Below are 22,274 nucleotides of genomic sequence, written 5' to 3'. Positions count from 1 at the left end.
TGCATCGGGGCCGCAAAGCGGCCCCTGTCACTTACTGGTCTTTGGCCTCATCCATCTTCAACACACCATCCTCGAAGATGTTCAGCTTCTGACGCAGCTCGCGCGGTTGCATTGGCGTATCGCCCGGTGTCGCGGCCGCACCTGGTGCAGTGTCCGCAGGCGGTGCTTCAGCGGCAGGCGGCGCAGCCTCCGGCTTGCCCTGTTCACCCTCGATATCGCGTTGCGCCTTCTTGGTGAGGACGATGATGTCGATACGGCGGTTGACCGGGTTGAACGGGTTGGCACGGTCGAACAGCGACGACGATGCATAACCGACCACACGGGCCACCTGCTCATCCGGATAGCCACCGGCGACCAATGCACGACGCGCCGCGTTGGCGCGGTTGGCCGACAGCTCCCAGTTGCCGAAGTCGCCAGTGCCGGAGTACGGCTTGGCATCGGTATGGCCACTGATGCTGATCTTGTTCGGCACCGCCTTGATGGTGTCGGCCATGGCCAGCAGGATATCTTCGAAATACGGCTGCAGGCGTGCGCTGCCCAGGTCGAACATCGGCCGGTTCTCGGCGTCCATGATCTGGATGCGCAGGCCGTCCTGGGTGATCTCGAACAGGATCTGGTCCTTGAACTTCTGCAGCTGCGGGTTTTCCTCGACCTTGTTCTGCAGCTCCTGCAGCAGCAGCTCGAGGCGCTCGCGCTCGACCTGCTCGGCCATGGTCTCGACCTGATCCTTGTCCAGTTGCAGGCTGGTATCCGGCGTCGGCTCGGACTTCACTTCCGGGTTGATGGTCTTTTCCGGTGCCAGTTCTGGCGAGCCACCCAGATCGATGATGTAGGGCGTACCGCTTTCGGAGAAACCGATCGGGTCCTTGAAGTAACCGGCGATGGCGATCTTCTGCTCGGGCGTGGCGGTCGACAGCAACCACAGCACCAGGAAGAACGCCATCATCGCCGTGGCGAAGTCGGCGAAGGCGATTTTCCAGGCGCCGCCGTGATGGCCGTCGCCAAAGCGCTTGACGCGCTTGACGATGATGGGCTGATTGTTCTCCATGGCTTAGCGACCGCGTACTGCTTGTTCCAGCTCGGCGAAGCTCGGGCGGTGCGCCGGGTACAGCACCTTGCGACCGAACTCGACCGCCAGCGACGGCGGCATGCCGGAAGCCGAGGCCACCAGCGAGGCCTTGATCGCCTCGTAGACGTTCAGCTCTTCCTTGGCATCGTGGCGCAGGGCGTTGGCCAATGGGCCGAAGAAGCCGTAGGCAGCAAGAATACCGAAGAAGGTACCGACCAACGCCGCACCAACGTGCAGGCCGATGGACTTCTGGTCACCGTCACCCAGCGAGGCCATGGTCACCACGATACCCAGTACCGCCGCGACGATACCGAAGCCGGGCATGCCGTCGGCGATCCCGGTCACTGCGTGGGACGGGTGCTCGAGCTCTTCCTTCATGCTCAGCAGTTCCATGTCGAACAGGCCTTCGAGCTCGTGGGGCGCCATGTTGCCGGTGGACATGATCCGCAGGTAGTCGCAGATGAACGCGGTCATGCGCTCGTCGCCCAGCACCGCAGGGTACTTGGCGAAGATCGGGCTGGCTGCGGCGTCCTCGATGTCGCCTTCGATCGCCATCATGCCTTCACGACGGCTCTTGTTGAGGATCTCGTACACCAGGCCCAGCACTTCCAGGTAGAAGGTGTGGGTGAAACGGGTGCCGAACATCTTCAGCGACTTCTTGATTACATGCATGGTCATGTAACCAGGGTTGGCCTGGAGGAACGCACCAAAGGCCGCGCCGCCGATGATCAGCACTTCGAACGGCTGGATCAGTGCCGCGATCTTGCCGTGGGAAAGCACGTAGCCGCCGAGCACGCTCGCGAATACGACGATGATGCCGATAATTTTAGCCATAAGTTGGAAGCACTTGCTGTCGTGGTCAGGATAGGGAACGGAAGCTTGAAAACTCTTCTTCTACTTATCGGCAGAACTGCGCCAGACTATAGCCACTCATTGCGAAAAGCCAGTTCGGACTGATGTCAATATGCCAATTGAAACCAAGGTGCCAAGTCAGGCGCCGTCGAGTCTAGAGGCCTGGATCAAGCTGCTCGACGGTGTCCGCGTACCGGTGCCGAAAGAGAGCCATGATCGCGTGCTGCAGGCCATCAACGACAGCCGTCGCTCCCTGCGCGATATCGCCGAACTGATGCAGGACAGCCCTGCGCTGGTGCTCTGCGTGCTGCGCGAGGCCAACCACCCGGCCAACGCCAGCCAGGCCGAACCGGCCGAGAGCCTGGAAATAGCCCTTAACCGCCTTGGCCTGGCCCGCGTCAGCCAACTGCTGGCACGCCTGCCATCGCTGCCGGCCGACGAGATCCCGCCGGTGCTGCGCCAGTTCCTGCTGATCAGCCAGCATGCCACCCAGCAGGCCAACGGCCTGTTCGCCAGCCGTCTGGCGCGCCTGTGGCAGGAAATCCACTGGGGCAGCCTGTTGTTCCTCTCGCCCCTGTGGCCCCTGGCCCTGGCCTACCCCAAGCTGCTGGACACCTGGGAGCTGCGCGTTATCCACAAGGGCGAGGACGCTGCTGAAGTCGAGCAGCAACTATTCGGCGTGCGCATCATGCAATTGTGCCAGGCCATGGCCGAGCACTGGCGCCTGCCCGAGTGGGTGACCCAGGGTTACCGCCTGCTGATGGACGAGCGCGAACAGCTGGCGCAGGTGCTGAACATCGCCCGCGAACAGGACCCGCTGGTCCAGCAACAGCGCCTGGACGAAGAGCCGGCCCTGCGTCGCTGGTTCAACCAGCCCCCGAATACCGTGCTGCTGGCCAACGGCCTTGCCCTGGCCGCCCAGGTTGGCTGGGACAATCCGCATTTGCTGCGCTGGCAGTTGCTTACCGCCCTTTATCTGCAGACCTCGCTGGACGATGTGCAGCAGCAGGTTCACCAGCAGGCCGCGGCCAGCGCCCGCCATCACGCCCGGCATGCCCTGTTCCACCCGGCCGAGGCGCTGATCTGGCCTTGGCACCAGCGCCGCCCGCACCCGGACATGCTCACGCCGCCACCGCCCAGCACCGAGGACCTCGGTCGCTGGCGCAGGTTGTGCCAGGAATTGCTCGCCCAGCCGAGCCCGTTCAGCAACACCGTGCACCTGGCCACCCAGGCCCGCGAAGCGCTGCTGGCGTGCGGCATGCAGCGCCTGATGCTGCTGAGCCTGGACAAGGCTACCGACTACCTGCGGGTGCAGCAGACTGCGGGGCTGCCCAAGGAAGCCAGCGTCATTGCGTTGCCGATCGCGCAGAACAAACTCCTGCAGAAACTGATGAGCAAGGCCGGGCAATTGCGTCTGACGCCCGAGAATCACGCCCAGTTCACCGCGCTGCTGCCAGCACCACTGCGCGCATTCTTCCGCAGCGAACACCTGCTGCTGCGCTCGCTGGCGGTCGGCGACCAGGTGCTGATGCTGGCGGTGGCGGACCAGGACGGCAAACCGCTGGCCGACGTCAGCGTGCAGGCATTCGGTAAAACCGTGCAATGCATCGAGCGTGCCCTGGCCCTCTTCGGCAACCGCCATTCATGATTGCCTTGCGCTACAATCGCCCCCTTTGCACCCTGGAGACCGTGGATGACTGACTTTTCCGGCTTGCCCCTGGTGATCGAAGCCGAGGACCTGCTGCCGCGCCTGGAATCGCCGCAACTGATCCTGGTCGACCTGACCAGCGCCAACCGCTATGGCAGCGGCCACATCCCCGGGGCACGCTTCGTCGATCCCAAGCGCACCCAGCTGGGGCAACCACCGGCGCCTGGCCTGCTGCCGGCACGCGCCGACCTGGAGAAGCTGTTCGCCGAACTCGGTCATCGCGACGATGCGGTCTATGTGGTCTACGACGACGAAGGAGGCGGCTGGGCCGGCCGCTTCATCTGGTTGCTCGACGTGATTGGCCACCAGCGCTACCACTACCTGAACGGCGGCATACAGGCCTGGCCGGCGGACAAACTGTCCACCGAAGTGCCCGCCACCATGGGCGGGGCGGTGAACCTGCGACTGCACCCGGAGCCCACCGCCACCCGCGAATACCTGCAAAGCCGCCTGGGCGCCGCCGACCTGGTCATCTGGGATGCCCGCGGGCCACTGGAATACAGCGGCGAGAAAGTGCTGGCCGCCAAAGGCGGGCACATTCCCGGCGCGATCAACTTCGAGTGGACCGCCGGCATGGACCTCAACGACCACCTGCGCATCCGCAAGGACATCGCCGAAGTCCTGCAAAACCTTGGCATCACCCCCGACAAGGAAGTGATCACCCACTGCCAGACCCACCACCGCTCCGGCTTCACCTACCTCGTGGCCAAGGCCCTCGGCTATCCACGGGTGAAGGGCTATGCCGGTTCCTGGGGCGAATGGGGCAACCACCCCGACACGCCCGTCGAAGTTTAAGGACGCTCAATGAAATCCCGCTTGTTCATCATCAGCCAGTACCTGCTGCCGCACCACCTGCTGTCGCGGCTGGCCGGCTGCGTCGCCGAGTGCCGCGCACGCTGGTTCAAGAACGCCTTCACCGCCTGGTTCGCCAAGCGCTACCAGGTGAACATGTCCGAGGCACTGGTCGAAGACCTCAGCGCCTACGAGCACTTCAACGCGTTCTTCACCCGTGCCCTCAAGCCCGGCGCCCGCCCGCTGGACGAGACCCCCGGCGCGATCCTCTGCCCGGCCGACGGCGCGGTCAGCCAGCTCGGCCCGATCGAGCACGGCCGCATCTTCCAGGCCAAGGGCCACGGCTATAGCGCTTTGGAGCTGCTGGGCGGCGACCCGGCCCTGGCCGCGCCGTTCATGGGCGGCGAGTTCGCCACCATCTACCTGTCGCCCAAGGACTACCACCGCGTGCACATGCCGCTGGCCGGCACCCTGCGCGAAATGGTCTACGTGCCGGGCCGGCTGTTCTCGGTCAACCAGACCACCGCAGAGAACGTACCGGAGCTGTTTGCCCGCAACGAGCGCGTGGTCTGCCTGTTCGACACCGAGCGCGGGCCGATGGCCGTGGTGCTGGTCGGCGCGATGATCGTCGCCTCAATCGAGACCGTCTGGGCCGGCCTGGTCACGCCGCCGAAGCGCGAGCTGAAGACCTTCCGCTATGACGACGCCAGCCGTGCGCCGATCCATCTGGAGAAAGGCGCCGAGCTCGGCCGCTTCAAGCTGGGCTCCACCGCCATCGTGCTGTTCGGGCCAGAGCAGGTGAAGTGGGCCGAGAGCCTCGGTGCCGGCTCCGCCGTGCGCATGGGTGAGCTACTGGCGCAACCGACCCAGGCCTGATTGACTGCTGCAACAACAAAGGCCCTGCTCAGCAGGGCCTTTTTCATTGGGTCCGCTACGCGGTCCATCGCCGGCAAGCCGGCTCCCACAGTAAGAACGCAAACCTCTGTGGGAGCCGGCTTGCCGGCGAAAGGGCTGCAGCGCAGCCCCAGGGCTCAAGATCAACCGCGCGCTTCGCGATCGCGTACGCCGAGCAGGTACAGCACACCATCCAGGCCCAGGGTCGAGATTGCCTGCTTGGCCGACTGACGCACCAGCGGCTTGGCGCGGAACGCTACACCCAGGCCGGCCAGGGACAGCATCGGCAGGTCGTTGGCGCCATCGCCCACGGCAATGGTCTGCTCAAGCTGCAGGCCCTCTTCACTGGCCAGTTGCTGCAGCAGATCGGCCTTGCGCTGCGCATCGACAATCGGCTCGACGGCCACGCCGGTGACCTTGCCGTCCACCACTTCCAGCTCGTTGGCGAATACATAGTCGATGCCCAGGCGCGCCTGTACCTGCTTGGCGAAGTAGGTGAAGCCGCCGGAAAGGATCGCAGTCTTGTAGCCCAGGCGCTTGAGCTCGGCGAACAGGTGCTCGGCACCCTCGGTCAAGCGCAGCGAGGCGCCAATCTGGTCCAGTACGCCCACGTCCAGGCCCTTGAGCAGCGCCATGCGCTCCTTGAAGCTGGCCCGGAAATCCAGCTCGCCACGCATCGCGCGCTCAGTGATCGCCGCCACCTGTTCACCGACACCGGCAGCCTTGGCCAGCTCGTCGATGACTTCAGCCTCGATCAGCGTCGAGTCCATGTCGAACACCGCCAGGCGGCGGTTGCGGCGGAACAGGTCGTCACGCTGGAAGGCGATATCGATGTTCAGCTCTTCGGACAGGGCGAAGAAGTCGGCGCGCAGGGCCTGGGCGTCGCTGGCTTCGCCACGCACGGAGATTTCCAGCGCGGACTTGCCCTTCTCGACCTGGGCATCCAGCGCCACGCGGGCCGACAGGCGCTCGATGCGCTCGATAGTCAGGCCGTACTGGCTGATGATGGCGCTAACCCGCTGCAACTGTTGTGGCGTGACCCGGCGGCTGAGCAGGGTGACGATGTGGCGGGCCTCGCCCTGGCTGTCGGCCCAGTGCTGGTAGTCGGCCTCGGAGATCGGCGTGTAGCGCGCCTGCAGGTTCAGCTCATGGGCCTTGCCCTGTACGCTCTGCAGCAGCGCGGTGGCCACCTCGTTGTCGGGGATGTCGACCAGGATGCCGAACGACAGCGTGCCGTGCATGACCGCAAGGCCGATGTCGAGAATGTTCACACCGCCCTGGAGCAGGACGCCGGTGATGGCCGCGGTAAGACCTGGACGGTCTTCACCAGTGATGTTGATCAGGACGATTTCGCGCAAGACCGGGCTCCAACTCGATGAAAAATGCGCATTCTACCGATTTTCCATGACCATCGGGCGCCAACGCTACTTTGCCGACAAAACACGTATCGCTATACTGCCCAGCAACTTTCTCGCCATGAAGAGCCGCGCTCTGTGAACCGGCCCACGCCCGTTAAACCCGATAACTTCTTCCTGATGATCTACCGAGCCCTCAGCCAGCGCCGAATCCCACTGGCCCTGCGCATTGCCAGCCATAACATCTTCCTGGTGGCCCTGGCCCTGGTGATCTATGCCTGCGTGATGGGTTTGCAGTTCAAGCAGGCCATGCACGAGCAGGCCGATGCCGTTGGCCAGAGCCTGACCACGCAAACGGCCACATCGGCCACCGAGCTGCTGGTGTCCAACGACATCCTCAGCCTCAACGTGCTGCTCGGCAACCTGGTGAAGAACCCGCTGGTGGCCCATGCCGCCATCTACAGCGTGGACAACCGCATCCTCGCCGAGGCCGGCCAGCGCCCACGCAATAGCTTGCTGGGCGAAACCGAGGGCGTCTACCAGACCAAGATCACCTTCCAGGACGTGACCGCCGGCCAGTTGCGCATCAGCCTGGACATGAGCCAGTTCCAGCAACCGATGCTGATCAGCCTGCAGAGCATGGGTATCCTTGCCGCGATCCTGTTGGCCCTGGCACTGACCCTCAGCCTGCGCCTGGGTCGTTTCATCTCCACCCCGCTGCTGCAACTGCGAGTGTGGTTGCGTGATCCGCACCCCTACACACCGGGCATCGACCGCCAGGACGAAATCGGCGATCTGGCCCGCCAACTGCACGCTCGTCTCGCCCCGCCGCCACCACCGGAGCCGGAGGAAGAGGACGAGGCAGACGATTTCGATGACGTGCCCGCTCCCAAGGCCGCGCCACGTACGAAGGTCGCGGCGCTGGCACCCGATCACGACGATGACGATGATGCCTTCGCCGATCTGATGGATGAACAGAGCGCCCCGGCCAAGCCTGCCATCGCCGAGTCCGATGAACCGCAGTCCAGCGCCGTGCTGGCCGTGCAACTGGGCTCCCAGGAGCAACTGCGCCGCCTGCCACGCACTCGCCTGACCGAACTGCTGGAGCGCTACCGCGACTGCCTGGACCAGGCTGCCTCGCTGTACGAAGGGGAAGTCCATACCTTGAACGACGGCAGCACTCTGCTGTTGTTCCACAGCCGTGACAGCGGCGAGGACTACCTCACCAACGCCATCTGCTGTGGCGAGCTGCTGCGTGCCTTGGGCCACGCCCTGCAGATCGAGGTAGCCGACAGCGGCATCACCCTGCAACTGCAGCTGGGCCTGGTGCTGGCCGACGACCTGCAGGGCATGGATCAGGTCGACTTGCTGATGACCGAACAAGCCCAGGACGCGCTGGCCCTGTCGCAGCACAGCCGCAACCTGCTGCTGGTCGAGCGGCGCATCAGCGATGACACCCTGGTGCGCCAGCGTGCGCGTATTCGGCCGATTGCCAGTCCTGAGGGCGCGTGCTGTGTCGAGCGCCTGATGGAGCCTTACCCGTCCATGCTGGAGCGCCAACTGGCGCGGATGCACGAGCGCCGCGCCTGACCTGAGGCACGCCTGGGGCTGCGGCGCAGCCCTTTCGCCGGCAAGCCGGCTCCCACAGGTACATGGTCTGCTCTTTGTGGGAGGCGGCTTGTCATAGCGACGAACCGCGGCGAAAGGGGCGCAAAGCGCCCCCAGCATTCTCGAAGGCCACAAAAAAGCCCGCATCGCTGCGGGCTTTTTCATGTCTGTCATATCAGAAGCGGAACACTTCCATATCGGTACGAATCGGCGATGCCATCGGAATCTTCGGCTTTTCCGGCTCTTTCTTCACCTGCACCGGCGCGGCCGGCTTGCGTGGCGCTTCCTCGGCGATGGCCGGTTGGTTGGCCAGCGGCTTGACCGTGGTGCTCAGCTGTTCGACCAGCTTCTGCAGCAATTGCCCCTGGGCTTGAACCTGCGCCGACTCGCTGCCCGCATGGGGCTGTTCGAGGTGGACGATACGGTTGTCACGCACCTGGCCGCGGCGGTCCAGCACGCGCCACTGCGCATCGAGGATCGCCGGCTGGTTCTTGCCCGAGTCCAGGCGGGTGATCGACAGCAGCACCTGCACGTCCGGCGTGAAGCCGGCACTTGCCGGCGCCAGCACCACGCGTTGGCTGTCCAGGCGCCAGGCCAGCTGACGTACCAGCAATTGGTCAATATCCGACGAAAGGCTGCCGGCCCAGCGACCGTCGGTCGCCGCAGTCAGGCTGCCATCGGTTTGACGCTGCAAAAAGGTTTCGCGTTGCAGGTAGTCGGCCACCGATACCGGGCCAAGCACCACCGCCATGCCCGCAGCCTGGGTCGGCTGGCCGGGATCACCGCTGTCGAGCTGATACAGGGCAACCGGCTGGTGCATGCTGCACCCGCTCAGGCCCAGCAAGCCAGTCATCAGCAGCGCAAATGGAAGGCGCAGAAATTTCATTCATCCCATCCAGGCGGTCGTCACCAGACTGACCGCAGTGATACTCATGTAGATTCATCCGGGCACTCGGCCACGCCGGCGCCAACGAGGGCCCTATCATCCGCGAAATAGTCGCCCGACTCCAGCATTTCCGCCCGAAGCGGCGTCGAAAACGCCGCAACAGACGGCCCATCCACTCAAGCCGGGGTTTCCACCAGCAACCCATCGACGCGCTGGAAACCACGTGGCAATTTGCTACCACGGCGACCCCGCTCGCCCTTGTAGTGCTCGAGATCATCCGGCTTGAGCGAAAGGGTACGCTTGCCAGCTTGCAATACAAGGGTCGAGCCCTCGCTGATCACCGCAAGATCGGTCACGTATTCCTCGCGGCTGGCCACCCGATCACCCGGCACGCCGATGATCTTGTTGCCCTTGCCTTTACCCAGCTGCGGCAGGTCGGCAACCTTGAACACCAGCAGGCGACCCTCGGTGGTCACCGCTGCGAGCCAGTCCTGCTCGCGATCGGCCACCGGACGCGGGGTCATCACCTTGGCGCCGTTGGGCAGGCTGAGCAGGCCCTTGCCGGCCTTGTTCTTGGCCTGCAGGTCCTCGCCCTTGACCACGAAACCGTAGCCGGCGTCGGAGGCCACAACGTACAGGGCATCGTCTTCCGGCAGCAGCACGCACTCGAATGTGGCGCCCGGTGGCGGGGTCAGGCGGCCGGTCAGCGGCTCGCCCTGGCCACGGGCCGACGGCAGGCTGTGGGCGGCCAGCGAGTAGCTGCGGCCGGTGGAGTCGATGAGCACGGCAAACTGATTGGAACGTCCGGCGGCGGCGGCCTTGAAGCCGTCGCCAGCCTTGTACGAAAGCCCCGTGGCATCAATATCGTGGCCCTTGGCGCAGCGCACCCAGCCCTTCTCCGACAGCACCACGGTGACCGGCTCGGTCGGCATCAGCTCGTTTTCCGACAAGGCCTTGGCCTCGGCGCGCTCGACGATCGGCGAGCGGCGGTCGTCGCCGTAGGTCTCTGCGTCCTTGATCAGCTCGCTGCGCACCAGCTTGCGCAGTTTGCTGTCGCTGCCCAGCAGCGCTTGCAGTTGCTTCTGTTCCTTGAGCAGTTCGTCCTGCTCGCCGCGGATCTTCATCTCTTCCAGACGCGCCAATTGACGCAGGCGGGTCTCGAGGATGTAGTCGGCCTGGATCTCGCTCAGGTCGAAACGGGCGATCAAGGCCTGTTTGGGGTGCTCCTCGGTGCGGATGATGTGGATCACTTCATCCAGGTTGAGGAACGCGGTAAGCAAGCCTTCCAACAGGTGCAGGCGCTTCTCGACCTTGTCCAGGCGGTGCTGCAGACGACGCCGCACGGTACCGATGCGGTACTCCAGCCACTCCAGCAGCAGCGCCCGCAGGTTCTTCAGCTGCGGACGGCCGTCGAGGCCGATGATGTTGACGTTGACCCGGTAGGTGCTCTCCAGGTCGGTGGTGGCGAACAGGTGCTGCATCAGCTCGGCGGCATCCACACGGTTCGAGCGCGGGATGATGACGATGCGGCAAGGGTTCTCGTGGTCCGACTCGTCGCGCAGGTCGGCGACCATCGGCAGTTTCTTGGCCTGCATCTGCGCGGCGATCTGCTCGAGCACCTTGGCGCCGGAGACCTGGTGCGGCAGCGCGGTGACGACGATGTCGCCGTCCTCGATGCGGTACACCGCACGCATGCGGATCGAGCCTTTGCCGCTCTCGTAGATCTTCTGGATATCGGCGCGCGGGGTGACGATCTCGGCTTCGGTCGGATAGTCCGGCCCCTGGATATGCTCGCAGAGCTGCTCGATGGTGGCCTTGGGCTCGTCGAGCAGGCGCACGCAGGCGCTGGCCACTTCGCGCAGGTTGTGCGGCGGCACGTCGGTGGCCATGCCCACGGCGATGCCGGTGGTGCCGTTGAGCAGGATGTTCGGCAGACGCGCGGGCAGCACGGCCGGCTCCTGCAAGGTGCCGTCGAAGTTCGGTACCCAGTCGACGGTGCCCTGGCCCAATTCGGTGAGCAGCACCTCGGAGTAGCGCGACAGGCGCGCCTCGGTGTAACGCATGGCAGCGAACGACTTCGGATCGTCCGGCGCACCCCAGTTGCCCTGGCCGTCGACCAGGGTGTAGCGGTAGCTGAACGGCTGGGCCATCAGCACCATGGCCTCGTAGCACGCCGAATCGCCGTGGGGGTGGAACTTGCCGAGCACGTCACCGACGGTACGCGCCGATTTCTTGTGCTTGGAGTCGGCATCGAGCCCCAACTCGCTCATGGCATAGACGATGCGTCGCTGGACCGGCTTGAGGCCGTCGCCGATGTGCGGCAGGGCGCGGTCCATGATCACGTACATGGAGTAGTTGAGGTAGGCCTGTTCGGTGAAGTCAGCCAGGGAACGGCGTTCGACGCCGTCGAGACTGAGTTCGAGTGAGTCGCTCATGCGGGCCTCGTCATTTCAGGTTCTGGCGCAGCAGCATGGTGCCGCCGCGCTGGGTAAATTCAAGTTGTTTCAGGGCACTCATGCCCAGCAGCACGCCCTGGCCATCCAGGCCGGGCACCACCAGCGCGCGTACGTCGCGCAGGTGGATATCGCCCAGTTGCAGGCTGTCGAGCCGCGTGCGGTAGCCTTGGGTACGGCCATTGGCGGTGCTCAACTGCACCGCGGCGCCACGCGCCAGGTCCAGGTCGCGGGCCAGCGCCTCGGGGATCGCCACGTCAGTGGCGCCGGTGTCGAGCATGAAGTGCACCCGTCGCCCATTGATCGCGCCATCGGCGACGAAATGGCCCTGGCCGTTGCTCAGCAGGCGCACCTCGACGAAGCCGTCGCCCTGCTCGCTCTGCACCACGCTGTTGGGGTTCTGTTGACGTTCTTCCCACTGGCCGAAAAAGCGCGTGGCAAGGAACATCGCCGCCGCCCAGGCGACAATCATCAATACCCTGCCCGCGCGCTTGCCCGCTGGCTGGTTCATGGCCTGGCGCTCCAGCCGCCCTGCGGCGCGTCGAAGCGCCAGACGATCGGCCGTGTTTCACCATCCACCCGTGGGCGGTCGTTGTTGTCCACGCCGATCCAGGCACCGCCCTTGTCGATCACCAGCGCCTCGGCCAAGCCGTAGGGCTGCGAGTAACGCCGCGATTCCGTCAGGGCGTCAGCGGCGAACGACCAGCAGCGCTCCACGGCGCCCGTGTCGGCATCCCGTCGGCAAATGCGGTAGGCATTGCGCTCGAGGGTGAACAGCTTGCCCTCGAACCAGGCCAGGTCGGCAAAGTCACGTGATACCGGGCGTGCCTCGGGAAATTGCGGCGGCTGCATCTCGACACCCGCCTCGCTGAGCAGCACGCAGCCGCGCCCGCAGTTCCACACCGACTGCTGGCGCTGCACCGCGAGCAGGCCACGGCGCTCGCGCTCGGCGGCCAACCACAGGCGATCGCCCGCCGGGTTGATCGCCAGCCCCTCGAACAGCGCGTTGAAATGCAGCAACATGCCGCTGGCCCGCGCTTGGCGCACCATGGCCTGGTCGATTTTCAGCCAGTCCGGTTCACCGTCCACCGGCAACTGCAGCACGGCAGCGTGGGCCTCGCTGACGATATAGAGGTTGCCGGCCTGATCGCAGGTGATGCCCTCGAAATCCAGCTCGCCGCCGCGGATGTAGGACGCCGCCCAATTGCGCGACTTGAGCCCCCAGGGCAGGCCGGTATCGGGCGCCGCAGGCGGGGTGAAGGTCAGTGGCTGGGCCTGCCACGTCGCCCCCTCCTGATCCAGGCGGTAGATCCGGTCGTCATCGCGGTCAGACACCGCCCACAGCGCCCCACGGCACCAGGCCAGGCCCGACAGGTTGCCGCCGCGCATGCCATCGACCGCATGCTCGGCGCTGAGCTTGAGCTGCGGCCAGTCGCCGGCCTGGGCCTGCAGGGCAAACCACGCCAGGCAGGCCAGGAGCAACGGACGAATCAAACCAGGACCTCGGCCAGGTTGCCTTTGGTCTCCAGCCAGCTCTTGCGATCGCCCGCACGCTTCTTGGCCAGCAGCATGTCCATGATCTCGGTGGTGCCCTGCACATCGTCCAGGGTCAACTGGACCAGGCGCCGGGTGTTCGGGTCCATGGTGGTTTCGCGCAGCTGCGGCGGGTTCATCTCGCCCAGACCCTTGAATCGGGTGACCTGCGGCTTGCCGCGCTTCTTCTCGGCCACCAGCCGGTCGAGGATGCCGTCACGCTCGGCTTCATCCAGGGCGTAGTAGATCTCCTTGCCCAGGTCGATGCGGTACAGCGGCGGCATGGCCACGTACACGTGCCCGGCCTCGACCAGCGGGCGGAAGTGCTGGACGAACAGCGCGCACAGCAGTGTGGCGATGTGCAGGCCGTCGGAGTCGGCGTCGGCGAGGATGCAGACCTTGCCGTAGCGCAGCTGCGAGAGGTCGGCTGCGCCCGGGTCGACGCCGATGGCCACGGCAATGTTGTGCACTTCCTGGCTGGCCAGGACTTCACCGCCATCGACCTCCCAGGTGTTGAGGATCTTGCCGCGCAGCGGCAGGATGGCCTGGAACTCCTTGTCCCGCGCCTGCTTGGCCGAGCCACCGGCCGAGTCACCCTCGACCAGGAACAGCTCGGCGCGCATCGGGTCCTGGCCGGCGCAATCGGCCAGCTTGCCCGGCAATGCGGGGCCCTGGGTGATGCGCTTGCGCTCGACCTTCTTGCTCGCCTTCAAGCGCCGGCCGGCGTTGCTGATGGCCAGCTCCGCCAGCTGCATGCCCAGTTCAGGGTGGGCATTGAGCCACAGGCTGAAGGCGTCCTTGACCACGCCGGAAACGAACGCGGCCGCCTCGCGGGACGACAGGCGCTCCTTGGTCTGGCCGGAGAACTGCGGCTCCTGCATCTTCATCGAGAGCACGAAGCTGATGCGCTCCCAGACGTCCTCGGGGGCCAGCTTGACCCCGCGCGGCAGCAGGTTGCGGAACTCGCAGAACTCGCGCATGGCGTCCAGCAGGCCCTGGCGCAGGCCGTTGACGTGGGTGCCGCCCTGGGCGGTGGGGATCAGGTTGACGTAGCTTTCCTGGATGCTGTCGCCACCTTCCGGCAGCCACAACAGGGCCCAGTCCACGGCCTCCTTGTTACCGGCCAGGCTGCCGCAGAACGGCTCGTCTGGCAGGCGCTGGAACTCGCTGACCGAATCGACCAGGTAGGAGCGCAGACCGTCTTCGTAGTGCCACTCGACCTTCTCGCCGGTGCCCTTGTCCTCGAAGCTGATGGACAGCCCCGGGCACAATACCGCCTTGGCCTTGAGCACGTGCTTGAGGCGGCTGATGGAGAACTTCGGCGAATCGAAGTACTTCGGATCGGGGCTGAAGTACACGCTGGTGCCGGTGTTGCGCTTGCCGACGGTACCGACCACTTCCAGCTCGCTGGCCTTGAAGCCGTCGGCGAAGGTCATCTGGTACTCGTTGCCGTCGCGCTTGACGCGCACGCGGACCTGGCTCGACAGGGCGTTGACCACCGAGATGCCGACGCCGTGCAGGCCGCCGGAGAATTGATAGTTCTTGTTGGAGAACTTGCCGCCGGCGTGCAGCTTGGTGAGGATCAGCTCGACACCGGAAACGCCCTCTTCGGGGTGGATGTCCACCGGCATGCCGCGGCCATCGTCGCTGACTTCCAGCGAGTGGTCGGCGTGCAGAATGACCTGCACCGACCGTGCGTGGCCTGCAAGGGCTTCGTCGACGCTGTTGTCGATGACTTCCTGGGCCAGGTGGTTGGGCCGGCTGGTGTCGGTGTACATGCCCGGCCGCTTGCGGACCGGGTCAAGGCCCGAGAGGACTTCGATGGCGTCTGCGTTATAGGCGCTAGCGCTGGGATTGGCCATGGATTCTCGTCGTCAGTCTGGTGAATGCAAAAGTCAAAATACAGAAAAGTCCAGCGCCGCGTACTGCCCGCGGGCAATGCCGGCGAACGCCAGCAGGGCCGGCAGCTGTTCGGCGAAGCCCTGGTAACTGTGGTCGCCACCGGCCTGGATACGCAGGGCGCAGGCGCGGTAGTAGCGCTCGGCCTGGCGATAGTCCAGGGTTTCATCGGCGGTCTGCAACCACACTTGATAGCGGGCGGCATCCTGCGGTGCCGGCACTTCCAGTTCGGCCAGGGCGTCCACGTGGTCGTGGGTGAGCTCCCAGGCTTCGTCGGTATAGAGGTTGCGCTGGGTGCCGAGGTAACCGTCGAACAGCTTGTGCGGGGCCACCGCCGGGTTGATCAACAGCGCCTTGAGCCCGTGTCGCTCGGCCAGGTGGGTGGCATAGTAGCCGCCGAGTGAGCTGCCGACCAGCAAGGGCGCGCCGAGCTCGGCGATCGCCGTCTCCAGTTGGGCGATCGCCTGGCGTGGATGATGGTGCAGGGCCGGGACCCGCAGTTGCTCGGCCAGGCCGAGCTGCTGCATCACCGCTTCGAGCTGGCGTGCCTTGGTCGACAGCGGCGAGCTGTTGAAGCCATGGATATAGAGGATGGAACCCGACATGCTGCCCCCGGACGCAAAGACGCGCAGTGTAGCGTGTTCGATGGTCATTGGCGCAGCCTGGGGATTTTCGCAACAAATTCTTCAAATGACAGGGGCAGCTGCGCAGCCCTTCAGTAGCCGGGGCTATCGAAATCCAGCTTCACCACGAAATCCCGCGCCCGCTCCACCCCGGTCTCCAACCGCCCGTCGGCATGCAGACGAAGCCAGCGGTAACCCGGCTGTTCCTCGCTCACCTTGAAGTCCTCGCTGCGCGGCGCGAACTGGATGCAGGTCGAAGGCGTGGCAAGGAAACGGATGCCGTCACGCACTTCGTCCCATTCCTGGTGGATATGCCCCCACAGCAGCGCCTTCACCTGTGGATAACTGCGCAGACGCCGCAACAGCTCATCAGCATTATGCAGTCCGATCGGCGCGATCCAGGCACAACCGATATCCACCGGCTGGTGATGGCAGCACACCAGGCAATGACGCTCGCCCGCACCGTTCAGCGCCTGGTCCAGCACGACCAACTGGTCATCGGCCAACAGACCGAAGGTGGCACCGACCACTGCCGAGTCGAGCATGACGATGCGCCAGGCGCCGATATCGGTCACTGCCTGCACCAGTTCCGGCGCCACCTCGGCCATGACCCGCGCCTCGTCATGGTTACCCGGCAGCCAGCGCGCTGGCGCGCCGAGCGTCGACGTCAGCTCGCGAAAGGCCGCGTAGGATTCGACGCTGGCATCCTGGGAAAGATCGCCCGTGCACAGCAGCAGGTCGATGCGCGGTTGTTCGCGGCGAACCTGGCCGACCACGTGCCCAAGGCTTGCGCGGGTATTGAGGCCCAACAAGGTGCCCGCCGGGTCGGCAAACAGATGGGCATCGGTCAGTTGCACCACATGGACAGGTGACGGGGGTGAAAGTGGTTGCGGCAACGGCCGTCTCCTCGAACGGATTCAGCACGGATTATGGCGGCGGATCGCTTTCGAGCAAATACTCGAAACCGACGCGCATCACATTTCAGCGCACGGCTTCCAGTTCGTGGCCGCAGGCCAGGCAGTGGCTCAGCCATTCACCGAGGAACAGATTGAGCTGGGCCTTCTCGTCCGGCTGGTGCATCGCCGTGTTGGGATAGGGGTAGATGCTGCGCAGGCGACGCGCATGCTCGGCACTGACCACCTCGGCCATGCGCGCGTCATGGTAGACCTGCACCTCCAGCTCGGGCACCGGCAGCCAGGGCAGGCTGTGCTCCTGGCGCACCTTGAGCGTGGTGGTGTAGGGGCAGGCCAATAGCACTTCAAGCACCAGCACACCGAGCATCTGGTCGCCCTGGGTCATGCCGATACGGCGCGAGCTCTGCGTGGTGCGCATGTCGGGCAACAGTCGCATCAGGCGGGCATAGTTGGCCTCGCAGGCGGACTGCAGCCCGACCAGGTCGACTCGATAGCGCTCGCGCAGCAGGTTCACTTCCACATACCTCGTACTTCGTCACGGTTCAGCGCCAGCCATTGCAACCCGATGATCGCGGCGGCGTTGCAGATACGCCCGTCGCGTACGGCCTGCAGGGCATCCTCGAACGGCCACACGCGCACGCGAATGTCTTCGCTTTCCTCTTCCAGGCCATGCAGGCCACCGGCACCCTCGCTGACGCAACGGCCCAGGAACAGGTGGACGTACTCGTCGCTGCCGCCCGGTGACGGGAAGTACCTGGTCATCGGCCACAGCGCCGAGAAGGCCAGGCCCGCTTCTTCCTCGGCTTCGCGGTGGGCAACCTCCTCGGGCTGCTCGTCCTTGTCGATCAGCCCGGCGACCATCTCGATCAGCCAGGGGTTGGCCACCTTGCCCATGGCGCCAACGCGAAACTGCTCGATCAGCACCACTTCGTCGCGCTGAGGATCGTAGGGCAGCACGCAGACCGCGTCATGGCGCACGAACAGTTCACGGGTGAACTCGCGGCTCATGCCCCCGGCGAACAGTTCGTGGCGCAGGTGAAGCTTGTCGAGCTTGTAAAAGCCCTTGAACAGCGGCTCCCGCCGAGCGATCTCGACCTGGGTAGGCACTGTATTGTGCGTGTCCGTCATGCAAACTCCTCATGCCTCGTTTACCGCATCGCGCAATCCTACTCTGCGCACGGCCCGGTTTCATCCCTTTCCGCTGACCGTTCGGGCAGCCGGGACAGGCGTGTCACTCTCTGTTAGCTTAGTGGCGAACTGAAGGCCGCGCAGGCGGTCCAAGGCCGATCATCACCGTTGTGAAAGAGGCAACATGACGCTTGTCAAACTGACTTCCGTGGCCGTCCTGGCACTGGCGCTCGGCGCCTGCCAGAGCCTGTTCACGCCCAATTACCGGGCCCCGCTCGAGGTCAAGCGCGAGGCCTGGGAGCACGTCAAACCCGGCTGCAGCGAAAGCGACTGCCCGCTGGTCAATATCGACGTCGTGCACTTCCCGGCCCTGCCCAAGCTCGACGGCATTGTCGAGAAACGCCTGCTGATGCTGACCGAGGACAACCAGCGCGGCACCCCGCCGGCCTCGCTGCAAGCCTATGAGCAGCAATACCTGGCCCGCGCCGACAAGCGCAACAGCAGCTACCTGCAGGCCAAGGTACGCGAGCAGCATGACGGGCTGGTGATCGTCGAGCTGTCCAGCTACCTCGACAGCGGCGGTGCCCACGGCATGCCTGGGCGCGGCTTCATCAACTATTCACGCAAGCTGGACAAGGTACTGACCCTGGACGACATGCTGGTGCCCGGCCAGGAGGCGACCTTCTGGAAGACCGCCGAGGAGTCCCACCGCGCCTGGCTGATCAGCACCGGCATGGACAAGGACCCCGAGTTCATCAAGACCTGGCCGTTCAAGCAGTCCCCGCACATCGCCCTGACCTACGGCGCGGTGGTGATCAAGTACGAGGTCTACTCCATCGCGCCCTACTCCATGGGCCATGTCGAGCTGAAGATCCCCTACCCGCGCCTCAATGGCGTGATCAAGCCCGAGCTGTTTCCCGGCCGCGGCTGAGCGATAGCAGCAAGTGCAGTACCCCTGCCAGCAACAGTGCCGGCAGGGTCGCCCCCAGCTCCGGCGCCTGGCTGGCCATCAGGTGATAGGCCGCCACTCCCGCGCCCCAGGCCAGCAGCGCCTGCCAATGCAAACCCTCGACCAGCGCCGGCAGGCGACGGCGGCGAATCACGAAGTGATCCACCAGCACCACGCCGAACAGCGGCGCGAACACCGAGCCGATCAGCAACAGGAAGTTCTGGTACTGGGCCAGCGGCGCCAGCAAGGCGATCAGCGTGCACAGCACGCCGATAGCCAGGGCCAGGTGCTCGACCTTCATTTTCACCAGCAGGCCGGTGGACACCGCCGCCGAGTGGATATCGGCAAAGGCGTTTTCCGTCTCGTCCAGCAGGATCAGCAGCAACGGAATTCCCAGCCCGGCGCCGGCCAGTGCCAACAGCAGGGCATTCACCTCGCCGCTGGGCGCGAACGCCAAGGTGTAGGCCACGCCCAGGCTCATCAGCCAGGCATTGCCGATGAAGAAGCCCAGCGCGGTACCGCCAAACACCCGGCTGGCGCGCTGGCCAAAGCGTGAATAGTCGGCGATCAGCGGCAGCCACGACAGCGGCATGGCGATCACGATGTCGAAACCCAGGGCCAGGGACAGCGAACCGTCCCCAGGGCGGCGCCACAGATCGGCCAGGTCGGCCTTGGCGAACAGGTTCCAGGTCAACCAGGCGCAGGCGCCCAGCAACAACCAGATTCCCCATTTGCGCAAGACCTTGCGCACGAACGCCAGCGGCCCGCTGACCGCCAGCAGAGTGGCCAGAGCGCCAAAGCACAAGGTCCACAGCAGTGGACTGCTCCAGCCGCTGCCCTCGCCGAACGCGCGTGCGCCCAGCAGGCTGGCGGCATCACGCATGACGATGATCTCGAACGAACCCCAGCCCACCAGTTGCAGCAGGTTGAGCAAGGCCGGCAGGCGCGCGCCATGGCTACCGAGCGTGAGGCGCAAGGTTGCCATGGCCGACAGGCCGGTATCGCTACCGATCACCCCCACCGCGGCCAGCAGCAATACCCCTACCGCCGTGCCCAGGGTGATCGCCAGGATCGAGCCCGCCAGGCCCAGGCCCGGCGCCAACAGGCTGCCGACCTGCAGGACCATCAGGCCGATGCCGAGGGAAAACCACAGCGAAAACAGGTCGCGGGCGCCGAATTGGCGATGGTGGGAGGGAACCGGGTGGTCGGGAGAGAAGTGGCTGGGAGTGGTCATGCTCGGGCGCTCGACGGAAGAGTTGGGGTGAACCCATCGCTGGCAAGCCAGCTCCCACAGGGGCCGCATCGCAGTCTCTGTGGGAGCAGGCTTGCCAGCGATGCGGTGCGCATCGCGCACCGCCTGGGTCTGCTACTCAGACTTTCTGGTACAGCTGGCTGCCTTCCTGGCGGAACCGCTCGGCCTGCTCGCGCATGCCCTGTTCGACTGTCACGTCCACGGTCTCGATCTTGGCTGCGTACTCACGCACTTCCTGGGTGATCTTCATCGAGCAGAACTTCGGCCCGCACATCGAGCAGAAGTGCGCGACCTTGGCCGACTCCTTGGGCAGCGTCTCGTCGTGGAACGCACGGGCGGTGTCCGGATCCAGGCCGAGGTTGAACTGGTCTTCCCAACGGAACTCGAAGCGCGCCTTGGACAGCGCATTGTCACGGATCTGCGCGCCGGGGTGGCCCTTGGCAAGGTCGGCGGCATGCGCGGCGATCTTGTAGGTGATGATGCCGGTCTTGACGTCGTCCTTGTTCGGCAGGCCCAGGTGCTCCTTGGGCGTGACGTAGCAGAGCATGGCGCAACCGAACCAGCCGATCATCGCCGCGCCGATGCCGGAGGTGATGTGGTCGTAGCCCGGAGCGATATCGGTGGTCAGCGGGCCTAAGGTGTAGAACGGCGCCTCGTCGCAGCACTCGAGCTGCTTGTCCATGTTCTCCTTGATCAGCTGCATCGGCACATGGCCGGGGCCTTCGATCATGCACTGCACGTCGTGCTTCCAGGCGATCTTGGTCAGCTCGCCAAGGGTTTCCAGCTCACCGAACTGCGCGGCGTCGTTGGCGTCGGCGATCGAGCCCGGGCGCAGACCGTCACCCAGCGAGAAGCTGACGTCATAGGCCTTCATGATTTCGCAGATCTCGTCGAAGTGCGTGTACAGGAAGTTTTCCTTGTGATGCGCCAGGCACCACTTGGCCATGATCGAGCCGCCACGGCTGACGATGCCGGTGACGCGCTTGGCGGTCAGCGGCACATAGCGCAGCAAGACGCCGGCGTGGATGGTGAAGTAGTCCACGCCCTGCTCGGCTTGCTCGATCAGGGTGTCGCGGAACAGCTCCCAGGTCAGGTCTTCCGCTACGCCATTGACCTTTTCCAGGGCCTGGTAGATCGGCACGGTACCGATCGGCACCGGCGAGTTGCGGATGATCCACTCGCGGGTTTCGTGGATGTGCTTGCCGGTGGACAGGTCCATGACCGTGTCCGAGCCCCAGCGGATGCCCCAGGTCAGCTTGGCCACTTCTTCCTCGATGGAGGAACCCAGGGCGCTGTTGCCGATGTTGCCGTTGATCTTCACCAGGAAGTTGCGGCCGATGATCATCGGCTCCAGCTCGGTGTGGTTGATGTTGGCCGGGATGATCGCGCGACCGCGGGCGATCTCCTCGCGGACGAACTCGGGGGTGATCTCTTTCGGGATGCTGGCGCCGAAGCTGTGCCCGGCGTGCTGTTGGCTGAGCAGGCCGGCGGCGCGGGCTTCCTGCAACTTCATGTTCTCGCGGATGGCGACGTATTCCATCTCGGCGGTGATGATGCCCTGGCGCGCGTAGTGCATCTGCGAAACGTTGGCGCCAGCCTTGGCCCGGCGCGGGTTGCGCACGTGGGCGAAGCGCAGCTTGGCCAGCTCGGCGTCGTTCAGGCGCTGCTGGCCGAAGTTCGAGCTCAGGCCACCCAGGCGCTCGGTGTCGCCACGGGCGTCGATCCACGCCGAGCGCACATCGCCCAGGCCCTTGCGCACGTCGATGATGACATTGGGGTCGGTGTACGGGCCGGAAGTGTCATACACCAGCACCGGGGCGTTCTTTTCGCCGCCGAAGTCGGTGGGGGTGTCGTGCAGGCTGATCTCGCGCATGGGCACGCGGATGTCGGGGCGCGAACCTTCGACATAGACCTTGCGCGAATTGGGCAGCGGTTGCACGGACTGTTGGTCGACTTGGGCCGACTCGCTCAGACTGATCGTTTTTTCTTGTTTGCTCATCACAGGCTCTCCAGACAGCTTCCTAGCGGGCGGAATGTCGGGGTGAACCTGAAAGGCGCGGACGCACCCGTGTTGACGGGTGCAGTGCCGGACAAGGGGTGCCGTGGGCTGCAAGCAGCTGTGGCGATCCCGGACCTGGCACAAGAGGCTCCCGGGACATGAGAGCAATCTTGTTCCCTACGCAGGCGCTAACCTGATCAGGTTCAACGGGATCCGCAACTTTGCGATCTCAGCCTTTGCATCAAGGCACCCCGACAAGAACCTGCGCAGTCTAGACTGGAGTGGTCGGCAAAGCCAAGCGGGTAAATCCCTGGCGTGATAAATGGCACACGTGACGGATTGTTGAGGGCGGCGCGCGGC

General features: G+C 65.0%; 19 protein-coding genes and 1 riboswitch. Of the genes, 5 read left to right on the top strand and 14 right to left on the bottom strand.

What is annotated here, in order from left to right:
* Positions 1-31 precede the first annotated feature (31 nt).
* Both motB and motA read right to left on the bottom strand, forming a co-directional pair.
* A complete protein-coding gene (gene motB / locus CCOS191_RS02895) occupies positions 32-1,048 on the bottom strand; it encodes a flagellar motor protein MotB (protein ID WP_046853990.1) in 1,017 nt (338 codons plus the stop codon).
* Positions 1,049-1,051: 3 nt separating this feature from the next.
* On the bottom strand, positions 1,052-1,903 hold the full coding sequence (gene motA, locus CCOS191_RS02890) for a flagellar motor stator protein MotA (RefSeq protein WP_023630652.1): 852 nt from the start codon (positions 1,901-1,903) through the stop codon (positions 1,052-1,054).
* Positions 1,904-2,033: 130 nt separating this feature from the next.
* Here motA and CCOS191_RS02885 point away from each other — a divergent pair, with 130 nt between their 5' ends.
* The 3 genes from CCOS191_RS02885 to asd are packed head-to-tail and all read left to right on the top strand — an operon-like array spanning position 2,034 to position 5,297.
* A complete protein-coding gene (locus tag CCOS191_RS02885; RefSeq protein ID WP_046853989.1) occupies positions 2,034-3,569 on the top strand; it encodes an HDOD domain-containing protein in 1,536 nt (511 codons plus the stop codon).
* Between the two features lie 45 nt (positions 3,570-3,614).
* Positions 3,615-4,424, top strand: coding sequence for a thiosulfate sulfurtransferase (rhdA, locus tag CCOS191_RS02880; RefSeq protein ID WP_046853988.1), 810 nt, complete (start codon positions 3,615-3,617; stop codon positions 4,422-4,424).
* Positions 4,425-4,433: 9 nt separating this feature from the next.
* On the top strand, positions 4,434-5,297 hold the full coding sequence (gene asd, locus CCOS191_RS02875; RefSeq protein ID WP_046853987.1) for an archaetidylserine decarboxylase: 864 nt from the start codon (positions 4,434-4,436) through the stop codon (positions 5,295-5,297).
* A 161-nt stretch (positions 5,298-5,458) separates the two neighbouring features.
* Here asd and serB read toward each other — a convergent pair whose 3' ends face one another.
* Positions 5,459-6,673 (bottom strand): phosphoserine phosphatase SerB, encoded by a 1,215-nt coding sequence (gene serB / locus CCOS191_RS02870; RefSeq protein ID WP_046853986.1) that lies wholly within the window; start codon positions 6,671-6,673, stop codon positions 5,459-5,461.
* 135 nt (positions 6,674-6,808) lie between these two features.
* Between serB and CCOS191_RS02865 the strand changes: the two genes are divergently transcribed.
* Positions 6,809-8,260: a histidine kinase gene (locus tag CCOS191_RS02865; RefSeq protein WP_046853985.1), complete on the top strand. Its 1,452-nt coding sequence runs from the start codon at positions 6,809-6,811 to the stop codon at positions 8,258-8,260.
* A 193-nt stretch (positions 8,261-8,453) separates the two neighbouring features.
* On the opposite strand, the gene CCOS191_RS02860 is transcribed toward CCOS191_RS02865, so the two are convergent.
* From CCOS191_RS02860 to CCOS191_RS02820, 9 genes are all read right to left on the bottom strand, one after another.
* Positions 8,454-9,164, bottom strand: a complete 711-nt coding sequence (locus CCOS191_RS02860) for a PqiC family protein (RefSeq protein ID WP_038706898.1) — start codon at positions 9,162-9,164, stop codon at positions 8,454-8,456.
* 176 nt (positions 9,165-9,340) lie between these two features.
* Positions 9,341-11,599 carry a DNA topoisomerase IV subunit A gene (parC, locus tag CCOS191_RS02855; protein ID WP_023631342.1) on the bottom strand — a complete coding sequence of 753 codons (2,259 nt, stop codon included), beginning with the start codon at positions 11,597-11,599 and terminating at the stop codon, positions 9,341-9,343.
* 10 nt (positions 11,600-11,609) lie between these two features.
* The gene (locus CCOS191_RS02850) at positions 11,610-12,128 is read right to left on the bottom strand and encodes a retropepsin-like aspartic protease family protein (RefSeq protein ID WP_046853984.1); all 519 of its coding nucleotides are present in this window, start codon (positions 12,126-12,128) and stop codon (positions 11,610-11,612) included.
* Positions 12,125-13,111, bottom strand: a complete 987-nt coding sequence (locus CCOS191_RS02845; protein WP_046853983.1) for an esterase-like activity of phytase family protein — start codon at positions 13,109-13,111, stop codon at positions 12,125-12,127. Before CCOS191_RS02845 ends, CCOS191_RS02850 begins: the two co-directional genes overlap by 4 nt.
* Positions 13,108-15,012: a DNA topoisomerase IV subunit B gene (gene parE, locus CCOS191_RS02840; RefSeq protein ID WP_046853982.1), complete on the bottom strand. Its 1,905-nt coding sequence runs from the start codon at positions 15,010-15,012 to the stop codon at positions 13,108-13,110. The genes CCOS191_RS02845 and parE overlap by 4 nt, the downstream gene beginning before the upstream one ends.
* A 33-nt stretch (positions 15,013-15,045) precedes the next feature.
* Positions 15,046-15,654, bottom strand: a complete 609-nt coding sequence (locus CCOS191_RS02835) for a YqiA/YcfP family alpha/beta fold hydrolase (RefSeq protein ID WP_046857678.1) — start codon at positions 15,652-15,654, stop codon at positions 15,046-15,048.
* Positions 15,655-15,764: 110 nt separating this feature from the next.
* Positions 15,765-16,568, bottom strand: coding sequence for a 3',5'-cyclic-AMP phosphodiesterase (gene cpdA / locus CCOS191_RS02830; protein ID WP_046853981.1), 804 nt, complete (start codon positions 16,566-16,568; stop codon positions 15,765-15,767).
* A gap of 85 nt (positions 16,569-16,653) precedes the next feature.
* A complete protein-coding gene (locus tag CCOS191_RS02825) occupies positions 16,654-17,106 on the bottom strand; it encodes a DUF1249 domain-containing protein (protein ID WP_023630808.1) in 453 nt (150 codons plus the stop codon).
* Complete coding sequence (locus CCOS191_RS02820) at positions 17,097-17,714, bottom strand: NUDIX domain-containing protein (protein WP_046853980.1); 618 nt, start codon at positions 17,712-17,714, stop codon at positions 17,097-17,099. The genes CCOS191_RS02825 and CCOS191_RS02820 overlap by 10 nt, the downstream gene beginning before the upstream one ends.
* Before the next feature lie 184 nt (positions 17,715-17,898).
* Here CCOS191_RS02820 and CCOS191_RS02815 point away from each other — a divergent pair, with 184 nt between their 5' ends.
* Positions 17,899-18,645, top strand: a complete 747-nt coding sequence (locus CCOS191_RS02815) for an RsiV family protein (RefSeq protein WP_046853979.1) — start codon at positions 17,899-17,901, stop codon at positions 18,643-18,645.
* On the opposite strand, the gene cytX is transcribed toward CCOS191_RS02815, so the two are convergent.
* The gene (gene cytX / locus CCOS191_RS02810) at positions 18,614-19,897 is read right to left on the bottom strand and encodes a putative hydroxymethylpyrimidine transporter CytX (RefSeq protein WP_046853978.1); all 1,284 of its coding nucleotides are present in this window, start codon (positions 19,895-19,897) and stop codon (positions 18,614-18,616) included. The genes CCOS191_RS02815 and cytX overlap by 32 nt on opposite strands.
* Positions 19,898-20,033: 136 nt before the next feature.
* Positions 20,034-21,914: a phosphomethylpyrimidine synthase ThiC gene (gene thiC, locus CCOS191_RS02805; RefSeq protein WP_046853977.1), complete on the bottom strand. Its 1,881-nt coding sequence runs from the start codon at positions 21,912-21,914 to the stop codon at positions 20,034-20,036.
* A gap of 157 nt (positions 21,915-22,071) precedes the next feature.
* A riboswitch (TPP riboswitch) is annotated at positions 22,072-22,178 on the bottom strand.
* Between the last annotated feature and the right edge of the window lie 96 nt (positions 22,179-22,274).

The sequence above is a fragment of the Pseudomonas sp. CCOS 191 genome (assembly GCF_001007005.1).
GTDB lineage: Bacteria > Pseudomonadota > Gammaproteobacteria > Pseudomonadales > Pseudomonadaceae > Aquipseudomonas > Aquipseudomonas soli.
Note: the sequence above shows the minus strand (reverse complement) of the source record. Positions and strands in the feature narration are given on the sequence as shown.

Excerpts from the sequence above, each read along its gene's own strand:
- motB (WP_046853990.1), bottom strand. The coding sequence starts at position 1,048 with ATGGAGAACAATCAGCCCATCATCGTCAAGCGCGTCAAGCGCTTTGGC.
- motA (WP_023630652.1), bottom strand. The coding sequence starts at position 1,903 with ATGGCTAAAATTATCGGCATCATCGTCGTATTCGCGAGCGTGCTCGGC.
- CCOS191_RS02885 (WP_046853989.1), top strand. The coding sequence starts at position 2,034 with ATGCCAATTGAAACCAAGGTGCCAAGTCAGGCGCCGTCGAGTCTAGAG.
- rhdA (WP_046853988.1), top strand. The coding sequence starts at position 3,615 with ATGACTGACTTTTCCGGCTTGCCCCTGGTGATCGAAGCCGAGGACCTG.
- asd (WP_046853987.1), top strand. The coding sequence starts at position 4,434 with ATGAAATCCCGCTTGTTCATCATCAGCCAGTACCTGCTGCCGCACCAC.
- CCOS191_RS02860 (WP_038706898.1), bottom strand. The coding sequence starts at position 9,164 with ATGAAATTTCTGCGCCTTCCATTTGCGCTGCTGATGACTGGCTTGCTG.
- parC (WP_023631342.1), bottom strand. The coding sequence starts at position 11,599 with ATGAGCGACTCACTCGAACTCAGTCTCGACGGCGTCGAACGCCGTTCC.
- CCOS191_RS02850 (WP_046853984.1), bottom strand. The coding sequence starts at position 12,128 with ATGAACCAGCCAGCGGGCAAGCGCGCGGGCAGGGTATTGATGATTGTC.
- parE (WP_046853982.1), bottom strand. The coding sequence starts at position 15,012 with ATGGCCAATCCCAGCGCTAGCGCCTATAACGCAGACGCCATCGAAGTC.
- CCOS191_RS02835 (WP_046857678.1), bottom strand. The coding sequence starts at position 15,654 with ATGTCGGGTTCCATCCTCTATATCCATGGCTTCAACAGCTCGCCGCTG.
- CCOS191_RS02820 (WP_046853980.1), bottom strand. The coding sequence starts at position 17,714 with ATGACGGACACGCACAATACAGTGCCTACCCAGGTCGAGATCGCTCGG.
- CCOS191_RS02815 (WP_046853979.1), top strand. The coding sequence starts at position 17,899 with ATGACGCTTGTCAAACTGACTTCCGTGGCCGTCCTGGCACTGGCGCTC.
- cytX (WP_046853978.1), bottom strand. The coding sequence starts at position 19,897 with ATGACCACTCCCAGCCACTTCTCTCCCGACCACCCGGTTCCCTCCCAC.
- thiC (WP_046853977.1), bottom strand. The coding sequence starts at position 21,914 with ATGAGCAAACAAGAAAAAACGATCAGTCTGAGCGAGTCGGCCCAAGTC.